At 43.2% G+C, this 12,863-nt stretch carries 11 protein-coding genes and 2 pseudogenes; 6 read left to right on the plus strand and 7 right to left on the minus strand.

Annotated features, from left to right (window positions below):
* The first annotated feature begins 539 nt into the window (after positions 1-539).
* Positions 540-1,394, plus strand: a complete 855-nt coding sequence (locus H6G48_RS00295; protein ID WP_002795618.1) for a universal stress protein — start codon at positions 540-542, stop codon at positions 1,392-1,394.
* Positions 1,395-1,397: 3 nt separating this feature from the next.
* On the opposite strand, the gene H6G48_RS00300 is transcribed toward H6G48_RS00295, so the two are convergent.
* Positions 1,398-1,571, minus strand: a complete 174-nt coding sequence (locus H6G48_RS00300) for a hypothetical protein (RefSeq protein WP_167341548.1) — start codon at positions 1,569-1,571, stop codon at positions 1,398-1,400.
* Positions 1,552-1,917: pseudogene (locus tag H6G48_RS00305) on the minus strand (site-specific integrase); the annotation flags it as partial. The pseudogene H6G48_RS00305 and the gene H6G48_RS00300, both read right to left, overlap by 20 nt.
* A gap of 65 nt (positions 1,918-1,982) precedes the next feature.
* Here H6G48_RS00305 and H6G48_RS00310 point away from each other — a divergent pair.
* The 4 genes and pseudogenes from H6G48_RS00310 to H6G48_RS00325 form a co-directional block, all read left to right on the plus strand.
* A pseudogene (locus H6G48_RS00310) lies at positions 1,983-2,153 on the plus strand (helix-turn-helix domain-containing protein); the annotation flags it as partial.
* Between the two features lie 438 nt (positions 2,154-2,591).
* A complete protein-coding gene (locus H6G48_RS00315; RefSeq protein ID WP_190717958.1) occupies positions 2,592-6,656 on the plus strand; it encodes a zinc-ribbon domain-containing protein in 4,065 nt (1,354 codons plus the stop codon).
* Positions 6,657-7,094: 438 nt separating this feature from the next.
* A complete protein-coding gene (locus H6G48_RS00320) occupies positions 7,095-7,292 on the plus strand; it encodes a type II toxin-antitoxin system HicB family antitoxin (RefSeq protein WP_002738180.1) in 198 nt (65 codons plus the stop codon).
* A gap of 2 nt (positions 7,293-7,294) precedes the next feature.
* Positions 7,295-7,507, plus strand: a complete 213-nt coding sequence (locus H6G48_RS00325; RefSeq protein ID WP_002763902.1) for a type II toxin-antitoxin system HicA family toxin — start codon at positions 7,295-7,297, stop codon at positions 7,505-7,507.
* Positions 7,508-7,859: 352 nt separating this feature from the next.
* Here the strand turns inward: H6G48_RS00325 and H6G48_RS00330 are convergent, their stop codons facing one another.
* The 5 genes from H6G48_RS00330 to H6G48_RS00350 all read right to left on the minus strand — a co-directional run bounded on the left by H6G48_RS00330 (position 7,860) and on the right by H6G48_RS00350 (position 11,075).
* Positions 7,860-8,252 (minus strand): pepsin/retropepsin-like aspartic protease family protein, encoded by a 393-nt coding sequence (locus H6G48_RS00330; protein ID WP_002753443.1) that lies wholly within the window; start codon positions 8,250-8,252, stop codon positions 7,860-7,862.
* Positions 8,245-8,463, minus strand: coding sequence for a hypothetical protein (locus tag H6G48_RS00335; RefSeq protein ID WP_002753442.1), 219 nt, complete (start codon positions 8,461-8,463; stop codon positions 8,245-8,247). Before H6G48_RS00335 ends, H6G48_RS00330 begins: the two co-directional genes overlap by 8 nt.
* 195 nt (positions 8,464-8,658) lie before the next feature.
* Positions 8,659-8,883 (minus strand): DUF433 domain-containing protein, encoded by a 225-nt coding sequence (locus H6G48_RS00340; protein ID WP_002753441.1) that lies wholly within the window; start codon positions 8,881-8,883, stop codon positions 8,659-8,661.
* A 253-nt stretch (positions 8,884-9,136) separates the two neighbouring features.
* On the minus strand, positions 9,137-9,361 hold the full coding sequence (locus tag H6G48_RS00345; RefSeq protein ID WP_190717961.1) for a hypothetical protein: 225 nt from the start codon (positions 9,359-9,361) through the stop codon (positions 9,137-9,139).
* A gap of 745 nt (positions 9,362-10,106) precedes the next feature.
* Positions 10,107-11,075: an integron integrase gene (locus H6G48_RS00350; protein WP_190717964.1), complete on the minus strand. Its 969-nt coding sequence runs from the start codon at positions 11,073-11,075 to the stop codon at positions 10,107-10,109.
* Between the two features lie 298 nt (positions 11,076-11,373).
* On the opposite strand from H6G48_RS00350, the gene H6G48_RS00355 reads away from it, so the two are divergent.
* Positions 11,374-12,702 carry a DUF1963 domain-containing protein gene (locus H6G48_RS00355; protein WP_012267557.1) on the plus strand — a complete coding sequence of 443 codons (1,329 nt, stop codon included), beginning with the start codon at positions 11,374-11,376 and terminating at the stop codon, positions 12,700-12,702.
* Positions 12,703-12,863: the final 161 nt, after the last annotated feature.

The raw sequence follows: 12,863 nt of genomic DNA on the forward strand, positions 1-12,863 counted from the left end.
GCCATTTTCAAAGGGAAAATGTACCCAGTAGCGTCTTTTCAATTTTTTCTGAGAAGCGACCTGCAGTAAGGGTTTTGTTAATTTTTTAGTATTTCTGTATGGGGGAAGTCCAGTTATGCAAGAACTCTAATCATCAATGAAATGGTCGATTTAATGGTGAGCAGCAGTAGTGATACTAAATCCGTTTATTAAAGACTGATTATTTATACCCCCTTTTGCCTATTGCCTATTGCCTATTGCCTGTCCCTATAAGTAGCCTATACTCAACGGATTTAGCTGTGATTAAAAGAGAGCGCCAGCATTGCAGCCAAAATATAATACAAATGAACGCTTGACACGATGATTTTGAGCCAAGTATTGCCAGTCAATTGAGCATAAATACTTAAAAATACCCTCAAGTGCGAGCTGCTACGCAGTGCCTTCGGCATCGCATTAACCTAAGAAAAAGCGCTTAATAAGTTGTTAAATTTCGGGAACAACATTAGCAGTATGCTGAAAATTAGCGAAAACTATTAAGATCATAGACCGAGTTTAATCTTATGCTAGAGAAAATACTATACGCTGATTCCGGCGCAGGTCAAACCCAAGAAATGCTACAAGCATTAATGGATCTCCCCGCTATCCGGAAAGCGTCGATTACCATTCTCCGGGTTGTTCCCCCTCAGATTACCACCGAAGCTCTGGCCAGTAAATGGGAAGAGGGAACCCAAATGCTGACTAAAATCCTGCAAGAAGTCAAAATTGAACCCAGCAAAGTTTCCACTATTCTGCGGCAAGGAGATCCCAAAGATACCGTCTGTCAAGTTGCCGACGAAATCGGTGCCGATTTGATCCTGATGGGTTCCCGAGGACTAAAGCGACTGGAGGCAATTCTAGAAAATTCCGTCAGTCAATACGTCTTTCAACTGACTAATCACCCGATGTTATTGGTAAAAGACGATATTTACGTCAAAAAAATCAAAAAGGTGATGGTAGCTCTCGATAAGTCTAGCTCGGCTGATTTAGCTCTCGATCTGGCTATTTATCTCCTGCGGGATTATCCTTCAGCAGAGTTAATTCTGGCCCGCGTCAACCCCGACTTAAAACCGGAATTTGCCCCCACTTCCCCCAAAGAAATGGAAGAAAACCCAATTTTAAGGCCAGCAGTAGCAAAAGTGAAACGGATGAATATACCCTATCGCTGCCTGGTGACGGGGGGTAAACCGGGGGAACAACTCTGCAAACTCGTCGATGATTATAATGTCGATCTCTTACTGTTGGGTTCGCCCGATCGCCGTCCTTCCGTGGCTAAGAGTTTACCAGATCTCGATCGCCTTCTCGGTACTTCCCTCTCGGATTATGTGCGGGTTAATGTCAATTGTCCCGTCCTTTTAGCTAGAAAAGAAGGGATTTAGCCCTTATTGGGTGTAGGCAGGTAAGTCTTGACTCATTTGATTTAAGTTGCTGGCAATGGCTTTCATCGTCATAAAAGCCGAGCTAAAGGCGATTAGCTCATTTAAGGGATAACTTCGACTCTCAACCCGCAAGCTCAGTAACTGCTTCTCAAGAGATTCAATTTCTTGGATGAGCAATCCTAACTTTGGTGGGTTGAGAATTACCTAGGCAGCGATCGCAGTTTGTTGTGCGATCGCTAAAATAATCAGCCATTTTTACTTTTTTGGTGAGGACGGTGGGCAGACGTTTGGAGCGTTTTGCCCGTAAATATGCACCGATATTACCCAGTTCAATTTTCAGAACTTCTCGATAAAGGAAAAGGATGGCGTTGAGGGCTTGGTTTTGGGTGGCGGCGGCAACGTTTTTATCAACGGCAAGATGGGTCAAAAAGGACTTGATCTCTTCTTTTCCCATCTCACGAGGATGTTTTTTCTGATGGAAGAGCAGATAACGCTTAATCCAGTCCAGATATGTTTGTTCGGTGCGGTAAGCTAAAACGCACTTAAACCACCTAAAATAGAAATAGTAATTTTAGAAAAATACTACTTATGCCAGCCAAAGATTTCCTAGATTTAGAAGAAAAGAAAAACTTACAAAAAGCTCTTAAAGAAGAAGAAAGAGCAGAAGTGAGGTAAAGAATTTTAATGTTTCTCTTGCTGAACGACGGAAAAACTCAACGAGAAATAGCTGAGTTTATTGGTTGTTCACTCAAAACAGTCGGGAGCATCTTACTTATGCAATGAGTATTAATATTTATAGCAGTCAAAAACTAGAAAATATTGAACTTGATCACAAAGAGAAATGAGATTATAATAGTTAGACTCTCTTGGATTTGGTGGGTAAAATGTATTCTAAGATACAGTCCTGCTAGCGATCGCAACGCGCTCGCTACGCGAGACCGAGTGGAAGGAACCACAGAGACACAGAGGACACAAAGATTGATCGCTTCTATAGTAAGTTAAACTGATCACACAGAACCTAGAAGAGCCATTAGAGTTCTTCACGTTTATGTGTGTGAAGCTTTGTTAAGAATTAAGGCAACCCCTTAAAATACAAGGGTGATGAGACCATACCATATTCCCTGTAAGACTGTTATCACACAAGATCCATAAGAGCAAAGTTAGTACATAAGCACCTCTAATTGTTCAAATTAAGCTATGGATGATGCACACAAAATCCGAGAATCTACAAAAAGATTGGGCAGGCAACAGAGACTTACTCTTGAGTCGCTATACGAGTCCTCTCAACCCATAATGATATTTAACCTTGATTCTACAGAATCTCAACAAACTTTATCTAGCCTTCAGACTAGAGGGCTTATTGAATTAAGGGAAGATCAAGTTCTCCTCACTGAACTGGGTCAAGCTGTTTGCGAGGCTTGGCAAGAACAAAATGATGAGGAATCAGATTCCTTGTCTGAGACAAATGGTGAACAGAAAAAAGAGTCACCCAGGTCAACTCAACTAAAACAGGCAAAGCTTGAAAAGAGTAATCAGTTTTTAGAACTTTATAAACAGGGATTAAGCTTTCGGGATATTGGTGAGCAGCATGAGTTAAGTAGAGAAAGAGTTCGTCAAATTCTTATTGTTAATCCTGCATTCCATGAATATTTGAAAGAGCGTAAGGAAGCAGCAGCATCAGCCGAGCAGGAAAAGAAAGAACGTGCCAGGCAAGAACTCTATTCGAGAAGCTTAGCTGCACTTTATCCAGAGCGCGTCGCAGAATTATGGGATTATGAGAAAAATGGAGATCTAAAGCCCGAAGATGTTCCTGCCCGAACTTCACTCCAGGATGTGTGGTTTAAATGTCCGATTGATGGGCATTCCTGGAAGCAAAAGCCGAACGGCATTACTACAAGCTGGACGAGAAGTGGAACCAGTGGATGTCCGATGTGTGCAGGTAAGAAGAAAAAGGCTGAAAAACAACCTGCCCTTACAGAAGTTTATCCGGAACTTATTAGCCAATACTGGAATTACGAAAAAAATAACAAACTTAACCTAGATCCAGAAAAATTAACTCTTGCCAGTAATAGAAAAGTATGGTTCAAATGTCCTCATGATGGAAATGAGTGGCAAGCAAGCATTGCCTCAATAATAAATCAGCAGTGGTCAAAGGGTAATGCCGGTTGTCGAGTCTGTAATGGTACTGCTGAACGCAAGCAGGGTGAATGGCAACGTAGAGATCCAATAGCAGTTGAGTTTCCTGAAGAAGTCGCTAAGTATTGGTTTTATGAAGCTAATAATGAACTAGGACTTGATCCAATGAAGTTGACCATTGGATCAAGTAAAGAAGCTTTCTTTAAATGTCCTAGTGATGGTCATAAATGGGTGGCAACAATTACAGCGATCACAAAAACTTCTTGGAAAAGAGGAAATAGTGGCTGCCCAGCGTGTAGAGGATTAGTTGCTACTGAGACCACCTCATTATTAGCTCTCTATCCTGAGTATATATCTCAGTATTGGGATTATGAAAAGAATAACGAACTAGACATATTCCCTGACAAGGTAACTAGAGGTTCCCAGCAAGAAGCATGGTTTAAGTGTCCACATGATGGTTATGAATGGAAAACTAGGATAGGAAGTATTACTAAAAGTTCGTGGAACTTAGGCAATAATGGCTGCGCTCGCTGCTTTGGCTGGAATTTAGAAGCTATTCGTCAGTTTGTTGCTAGTTTAGAAGTTCATATTCCCAATCTGACTCAAGCGGAGTTATATAAAATCTTTGAGCAATCAGGGGTTTTGGATACGAAAAATGCTGAAGGACTCAAGCTTGTAAAAAATATTATTAAGGGCAAGCTAACAGGACAGAAACTTAGAGATGTAATTCAAGGCAAGGAAACAAAAGTTTCTGAGAATGAAATTGATTCAGTTGATATACTCAAGGCTGATACTGAATTACAAATTATCGATACTGCTCCGTCATTAGATATATCTGGAGCATCTCAATTTTTTGAAGCAAGCAGTGATTCTCAAGATGAGCTTGATGAAGCTGGCAAACTACCACAAATAAAAGTACAGAAAAGTCTGGAATTTTTGAGTAGCAAGATTATTGCTTCAGCCGATCAAGAGGCAGTTGACTTCTTTATTGCTTCAAGGCGTAATCGAATTTGGGCAGAAGTTTTTGAAGATGAATCTGCCGTCGGAGCAATTGAGGCGTTTACAGACGAGGGTTATGGTCGTCAGGTGAGAGATCAATTTCTTGACGAATACAACCAAGCGCGAGATATGGCAATTCCATCAGGTTGGGCATTTCGAGTTGATGGCAAAATCACACCCCCCAACTTGATGCAAAAGCTAGCTGCGGTAAGGCTACGGAGTCAGCAGCGAATGTTAAATCTCTCGTTGACAGGCACAGGTAAAACAATTGGTGGCATCCTTAGTAGCCGCATCATTGATGCCCATCTCACAATCATTATCTGTCCATTAGATACGGTGCCAAACTGGCACGGAGAAATTAAGCATGTTTTTCCAGATAGCCGAGTAACTATCAAAAATTTTAATCCTCATTGGACAGATGTTGAAGGAGGACATCACTATATTCTCCTAAATCATGAGATGTTCCAGCAGCCCTCAACCCCTGTTCATATTCGGCAACTTCTAGAACGATATCAAATTGACTTCATCATCGTGGATGAGATTCATCGTTGTAAACAACGGGGCGATGATCCTTCTAAACGGCGACAGATGGTGCTTGCTCTGATCACTAACGCAGCCGAGAAGAACCCTGATCTTCATGTCCTTGGAATGAGTGCAACTCCTGTTATTAACAATTTGAAAGAAGGTAAAAGCCTGGTTGAATTAGTAACGGGTGTAGAGCGATCTGATTTGAGTGAGAAAGCTACGCTTAACAATTGTATGCGCTTGCATCAAGCGTTTGTAACTCTGGGAATTCGTTCTAGAGTCAAGCCTAAAATCAACATCAAGAGGGTTACACTTCCAGTAGATTGTACTTACTTAGTGGATGAAATTCGGGAAGAAGGCACATCCATCTTAAAAATGGAGCAAATCCTTACTCGTGCCAGAATTCCAGCAATTCTCAAGGAACTCCGCCCAAAAACTATCATTTATACGCATTATGTTGAGGGTATTGTTGATCAGTTAAAAGAGGCGATTGAGGCGGAGGGATGGACTGTTGGTTTTCACATGGGAGGGGATAAGAGTGGTCGTAACGGTTTTATTGATGGTTCTATTGACATTCTGATTGCCAGTAGTGCTATGGCTACTGGTGTCGATGGTTTTCAGCGAGTCTGCGATCGCTTGATTCTGAATATCCCACCCTGGACAAGTGCCGAATTAGAGCAGTTAGAAGGACGATTAAATCGGCAGGGGCAAGTTCATGATACTCTCACAATCCTCATGCCTGTGACTTATGGTTTAGATGATGGAGAACGGTGGAGTTGGGATGAAGGGCGATTAGCGCGATTGCAAAACAAGCAGACGGTTGCTGATGCTGCGGTTGATGGCGTAATGCCTGAAGGTCAGCTACGTAGTGAATCCCAAGCATTTAGAGATTTGCGTAAATGGCTGGAACGCCTGAAGTCAGGTGAACAAAAATCAGTCATTCGCCCTAAAATTTTCGTGCCACTTCCAGATGTTGACCCATCAGATGTTAGACGCCGTAATGTTCAATACGGTGACTTTAGCCGTATGAATGCTCGTTGGAGTAATAGCTACAGTCACACTACTTACGAACGATTACAAGGCAATCCAGAAGAGTGGATGCAATACCATACGCTTTATCAAGAAGCTCGAAAAACTTGGTCAGTTATTCCTTATGAGGAGGCTATCAGGTGGCTTCAGAAACGCTCTGATTTAGTTGTGGCTGATTTTGGTTGTGGGGAAGCATTGATAGCTAAAGCTCTCATCGGCAAGCATACGGTTCATAACTTTGATTTCATTGCTATCAATGATGCAGTTACTGAGTGTGATATGGCTCATGTGCCATTGGAGGATAGCTGTCTGGACGTTGCTATGTTCAATTTGTCACTTATAGGCTTGAACGTTGGTGATTACATTCGAGAAGCATCCCGTACACTCAAACTTGATGGACAACTTTGGATTTACGAAGTAACTTCCCGTATTAAAGATATTCAAGGGTTTGTCAGAGGTCTTGAGACAGCAGGGTTTAGAATAATTGAAAACACTGAGGTATGGAAATTTCGGTATATTCGAGCAATTAAATCAGAGGAGGTTGCTCTCTCTCAAATCAAGGTGCAACTGTAGTGCTTCGAGCAGGCTAACAAACCTGCTGGAGCGGACTGTTGGAAGATATCGGTTGTGTTGCAAAGGCTATTTGCAGCCGTTCAGCAGGAACGTTAGACAGATTCTAGTGCGATCGCCTCGCCCGTAGGTTGGGTTGACGCAAGGAAACCCAACATCAATCAACTCATAACAGAGTGCGATGCCGAAGGCACTGCGTAGCAGCACGCCGATCTTGTAGGGTGCGTTAATGAAATGTAACGGTGCGATTCGTTTCTAGGGGAATAAATAGCCTAGAGTAGCCTGTAGGTTGAACTTCGGCCGTGAGCCTTTGCCGAACGGTTGACGCAAGGAAACCCAACCATATCAAGTTTGCTGTGAGGTTCCGCTGTTGCTACAATTTGATCCCACATCCATAATTCTATCAAGCTAAAATGGAGTGCTATCTAGAAGGAACTTATGATGAAATACAAAATTGTCCTTTATCGTTCTGAAGAAGGAATTACTGTTGGCGTTCCTGCGCTCCCCGGTTGTTGGTCTGAGGGAGATACTGAGGAAGAGGCATTAACCAATATCCAAGATGCAATTCGTGAGTATCTTGCAGCCTTAGAAGAACGCTTGCAAGATGGGGAAATTCGTGAAATTGAAATGCAGGTGTAACTATGCCTAGAATTCCTGGCGTAAATCACCTAGATGCAGTACGAGCCTTGGAGAAGGTAGGCTTTCGGATCATTCGCCAAGGCAAACATATCATCATGAGTGATGGGGTGCGTCAAGTTGCTCTTCCAAGGCACAATCCAATTAAGGCATTTACAATGGGTGGAATTGTTCAAGATGCTGGTTTGACAGTCGCAGAATTTCGTAAACTATTATGAGTGCGATGCCAAAGGCACTGCGTAGCAGATCGCCTCGTCCGTAGGTTGGGTTGACGCAAGGAAACCCAACATCAATCAACTCATAACAGAATGCGATGCCGAAGGCACTGCGTAGCAGCACGCCGATCTGGTAGGGTGCGTTCACTTCGTTAACGCACCTTATCTAATGTTCAAAATCCGTGCGTTACGCTAACGCTAACACAGGCTACATCATATCGATCGCCAGGATTAAGTGATTGCCAAAGCGATCGGGCATAACACAAGGCTGGGTTGACGGCAGGAAACCCAGCCTTGCTTTTCTCTATCAACACTAACCAAAAGCGCGATCCCACCCAAAACACATCGACCCTTATTAGAAGCGGATAATTTCGATCGTGCATCGCGATCGTTGAAAACAGACATCAAATTCTCGAAAAAAGTTCGTTTGCCCAAGAATTAAGGGTATCTGAGAGGTTTTTGCCCAAGCAAAGGCTAGACGAACAGGTTCCAAATTCCCAATTTGAACATACACAAATAACCCTCGTGCTTCAACCCTTGCAAGATTTCCGGCCAATGGCAAGCGGACAGTTTGTTCCTCCCAAATTGCACCCAATTGCGGCCCGATGTCGTAAGGTAATAGATTGACCGTAGATCCGGTATCCAGCAGGGCATTCGCAGAAACAGAAAGGCCTGCATGACTCAGAGTGATGGGAATCGTGGGTAATGCTTCATCGTCGGAAAGGGGAAATTCGACTGTACTAGGCATGGGTAGATGCCTCTCGGTCATCCTGAATCATATGCATCAGAATATTGGCGGCTTCCGTGGCATCGTAGGGCGACCAAATCGGATACTCTGATGCGGAAAAGATAACCTGTAGTTCAGCATCCGGGATTTGTGCAGCTAGGAGTTTGAAGAGTGATAATTTGTCTGTCTGGCTCAGATTGTTGACCAGAAGAATTAACTCAGTGAGTGACATGGCTTAAACTTCTAGATATGCGAGAATAAATTGATCATAAGCGATCTGTGAGGTACGGTCTAACAATCCCGTTGCACACCGACCGTATCAGGTTGGTCGGTGCTGAGTAACAAGAACCACATCATGTCCAGCATCAATTAGAAATCTCGCAGTGATTGCGTAAACGTCTTGATCGAGAGAGAAGAAATTTCATTATTAAGCCGACACAAGTTTAATGTCTTCAGCCGCTACTAAAGCGATAGCATATTGCAGACAAGCACGAATGTCTTCAATTTGTAAATCAGGGTAATAATCCTGAATAATTATACTGAAAGAGAGTCCCTCATTTAGCAACTCAAGAACACTCTGCACAGTGATGCGCGTCCCTTCTATGCAGGGCTTCCCAAAATGAATTTGAGGGTTAACAGAAATTTTATACATTGTTGTCCCCTAGTCGTAAGATGCCTTTATTTTAGATCACATTGCACAAAAAAAGCCGTATAACAAGTCGCTGCACCAGAACGCCGTCATTTGGTTGGTTGAGTGCGATCGCCGATCTTGTAGGGTGCGTTACGGCGAATTATTAATTTTAGTTTTTTGACTAAATTGATAGCCGCCTAACGCACCCTACACTCTACTGAATATACAGCCCTGAGAGCAGAGATCCTTCAGGCTGATAATATTTGCCTATTACCTATTGGGTGTAGGCAGGTAAGTCTTGACTCATTTGATTTAAGTTGCTGGCAATGGCTTTCATCGTCATAAAAGCCGAGCTAAAGGCGATTAGCTCATTTAAGGGATAACTTCGACTCTCAACCCGCAAGGTCAGTAACTGCTTCTCAAGAGATTCAATTTCTTCGATGAGCAATCCTAACTTTGGTGGGTTGAGAATTACCTGGGCAGCGATCGCCTCAGCCATTTCATCAAAAGCGATCGCAGTTCTTTGTGCGATCGCTTGTAATTCATTTGGTTGCTAAAACTGTGGAAATTTGTTCGAGACTGGCAATCTTAACCGAGGCTCGCTCGACCCCGTGTCGGTTAAATGACAGTGACCACTGCACCTACTATCTAACAAAAATAGCATTTTCTGAATTAGAAATTATTTGTCTTGCTGACTTACTCAGAGTTTTATTATTATCTAACCACCAAAGCAAAATATGAGTATCTAGTAAATATTTTAAAATTACTCTCTTTCAAAACTGTTGATAATATCATCGGGTAAAACATCAAAATCATCAGCCATTTTTAGCTACTAATAATTAAGGTTCTAATATCGATAACGGTAGCAGTCATAATTTAATAATTCCCTGGTTTATTATGTAAATTATAGACTATCTTATGATAGTGTAATATGTCTTTATCTGACAAGGTGCTTTCCTGGCGGTCTTTTAATTATTTCTGAAAGACTTGATAACCTCCGAAATGAAGTTAAGCAATATTATCTCGTTCCCAGGTTCGTATTATCTCGTATTATCTCGTTCCCAGGTTCTACCTGGGAACGCTTTATTCAGGTTCTACCTGAACACAATATTTAAGGCAGAGCCTTAAATATTGTGTTCCAAGGCTCTGCCTTGGAACCAGAAAAATTTTGTATTGACGACCGACTCCCCAAAACGAAAACCTCGTACCTCACCATTAAAATAACTGCTGTCATTACCAATCAGTCAATCATCAAGGGGACTTCTCACACCTCTGCCACCTCTGGCTAAAACGTGGGTATAAATCATCGTCGTCCTCACGTCTTTATGGCCAAGCAATTCCTGCACCGTGCGAATGTCATAGCCATTTTGCAGGAGATGGGTAGCAAAACTATGGCGAAAGGTATGGCAACTGACTCGCTTAGGCACGCCGGATTGCTGAACGGCTTGTTTGAGAGCTTTTTGGATGGTGCTTTCGTGGAGATGATGGCGGCGAGTTTCGCCGGAACGCGGGTCTTGGGATAGGGTGTAGGAGGGGAAAATATATTGCCAAATCCATTCGCGGTCAGCCGTTGGATATTTTTGCGCCAGGGCGTAGGGTAAATAAACAGAACCGTAACCTCTTTCCAAGTCTTGTCGATGTAGGCGTTGTACAGTTTGGAGATGTTCTGTGAGAGGGGCTTGAATGGGTTGGGGTAGGGGGGTTACGCGGTCTTCCTTGCCTTTGGTATCGCGGATAATCAGTTGATTTTGGGCAAAATCCACATCCTTGACTCGCAAATTGAGGGCTTCAGCCAATCTCAACCCGCTACCATCAAGGAGTTGAACGATAATATGCTCTACGCCCCTGAGGTGCTTCATGACGTTTTGCACTTCTTCTTTGGTGAGGACGGTGGGCAGACGTTTGTGACCTTTTGCCCGTAAATATGTACCGATATTCCTCAGTTCAATTTTAAGAACTTCTCGATCAAGGAAAAGGATGGCGTTGAGGGCTTGGTTTTGGGTGGCGGCGGCAACGTTTTTATCAACGGCAAGATGGGTCAAAAAGGCTCTAATTTCTTCACCCCCCATTTCACGGGGATGTTTTTTCTGATGGAAGAGCAGATAACGCTTAATCCAGTCCAGATATGTTTGTTCGGTGCGGTAGGAGTAGTGTTTGAGGCGAATGGTTTCACGCACTACGTCTAGGAGTTTTCGAGGTGGGGGAGGGTTCATAAAAGAGTACGCTAATCGGCATAACACGCTTATTGTAATGTTATACGGAAAACTTCTTACGATCACTCGAATTTGGAATGATATATGGAAAGATTCTTTAAAAAATGCATATTTTGCGTGATATACGGAAAATTTCCGCATAATATATAGTTAGGCGAAGCCAATGATTCGCAAAGGAGGTGGTCACTATGATTTTGCTCTAATGCCAGAGATGAATCACAACTCATCAGGATTGACCGAACGTTTTTTGTCCGAGTCCATCCAATGATCATCAGTCAAGTCAAAAGGAGAGAAAACAATGGCAAAGCAAAGTTTCGACCTTGCTAAGTTACGACTCGGCATCTATCAGGATCGCATTTTTCTAGGGGTGCCACTCCAGGAACTGCTGGTGGCTGTTGAAATCACAGCGATTTGCCACTACCCCACGTTCACGATCAATCTGGATGCTGGTTCAGATATCGCCTATCACTTCGATGCGCGTTCCTCTGAAGGGCGAATTGTGCAAAATACCTGTGTTGCTGGAGCTTGGGGTGCAGGGGGAGAAATTTTGTCCATGCCCCCTGAGTTCGTCTCTTCTCAGCCCTTTACCCTCAAGATTGCGGTTGAGCAAGAGTTGGTAGTTTACCTCAATGGCCGGGTGCTAACTCGGTATGCCCACTGCCTGCCTCTGACTCAAATCAATACCGTTCATATTGTTTATCCGCCTGAAAATTTGCAGGTGCAGTCAGTGCAGGTATTTGAGCAGACTGCACCTGCCATAGAGCAACCCCCATTACCACCGCAGGAGATAACCGATATGCCAGCGTTTCTGGAAAATTTGCCGCCTCAGTTTGAGCCGCTGCGATTGTTTCTGGAAGCCAACTTAGTGCCTTACATCAAATTCACGGCGACAGACGCGGGACATCTCAATTCTGCGAGCTTCCGTGGCCCCGCCGACTGGAGTGGCGATCCGTTAGAACTTTGGCAAAGTAAAATTGGCGGTCATCCTTACCTACCGAAAGGCACGAGCTATCCTACCGATGCCGAAACGGGTGAGATGATGATGTTTCTCATGCAGATCAACTGCGCCGATCTGCCGGTAATCGAAAGTCTTAACTTGCCACGACAGGGGCTTTTGCAATTTTACATCGGTTTAGATGTCCCCATGTGCACGCTGAGTCCTGAACAACACCGCGTTCTGTATTACCCCGACGTTTCTAAAGATAAAAATGACTTAATCACTGACTTTAGCTTTTTAGCAGAACCTGCTAGCTCTCTGGAATGGTACGACGATGTTTATGCCTTAAATTTTTCTGTGCAGCGGGACGTGTTCTGGAATGCTCGTCGGCAACTGGATGAATCGTTTGAGATGCCCGAAGCGTTGACGGAACTGGGGGAAGACTTTACTGAATGGATTTCAGACTATGAGGACGAGTGTACGCTGAGGCATGGGCGGATCAATAAACTGGGTGGATATCCAGAACTTCACTCCTATGTGGATGAAACCATAGAGGGATTTAGAGGACGCTTATTGCTAGAACTTCAACATCCTTTTGATATCGATAATAACTTTTACTTTTTTATCGAAGACTTGGATTTGGCAAACCTGAACCTTAGCAACGTTGAATCCTATTTCGTTAGCGTTTAATGGTGTAGTCAGTCGATGAGACCTCTTGCATAATTTTTTTATGGTATGATGGAGGGTTTTGCTTTTTTCTCAATTCTTAGATTGAAGTGGAAAAAAGAATAAAATGTGATCTTAGGTCAGGAAATCATCTATAATTTTGCTATGTTTATTAGCAAAATTAT

This window comes from Microcystis flos-aquae FACHB-1344 (genome assembly GCF_014698375.1).
GTDB classification, from domain to species: Bacteria; Cyanobacteriota; Cyanobacteriia; order Cyanobacteriales; family Microcystaceae; genus Microcystis; species Microcystis aeruginosa.

Coding starts and splice junctions, on each gene's coding strand:
- H6G48_RS00295 (WP_002795618.1), top strand. CDS start 540: ATGCTAGAGAAAATACTATACGCTGATTCCGGCGCAGGTCAAACCCAA.
- H6G48_RS00315 (WP_190717958.1), top strand. CDS start 2,592: ATGGATGATGCACACAAAATCCGAGAATCTACAAAAAGATTGGGCAGG.
- H6G48_RS00320 (WP_002738180.1), top strand. CDS start 7,095: ATGAAATACAAAATTGTCCTTTATCGTTCTGAAGAAGGAATTACTGTT.
- H6G48_RS00325 (WP_002763902.1), top strand. CDS start 7,295: ATGCCTAGAATTCCTGGCGTAAATCACCTAGATGCAGTACGAGCCTTG.
- H6G48_RS00330 (WP_002753443.1), bottom strand. CDS start 8,252: ATGCCTAGTACAGTCGAATTTCCCCTTTCCGACGATGAAGCATTACCC.
- H6G48_RS00335 (WP_002753442.1), bottom strand. CDS start 8,463: ATGTCACTCACTGAGTTAATTCTTCTGGTCAACAATCTGAGCCAGACA.
- H6G48_RS00340 (WP_002753441.1), bottom strand. CDS start 8,883: ATGTATAAAATTTCTGTTAACCCTCAAATTCATTTTGGGAAGCCCTGC.
- H6G48_RS00345 (WP_190717961.1), bottom strand. CDS start 9,361: ATGGCTGAGGCGATCGCTGCCCAGGTAATTCTCAACCCACCAAAGTTA.
- H6G48_RS00350 (WP_190717964.1), bottom strand. CDS start 11,075: ATGAACCCTCCCCCACCTCGAAAACTCCTAGACGTAGTGCGTGAAACC.
- H6G48_RS00355 (WP_012267557.1), top strand. CDS start 11,374: ATGGCAAAGCAAAGTTTCGACCTTGCTAAGTTACGACTCGGCATCTAT.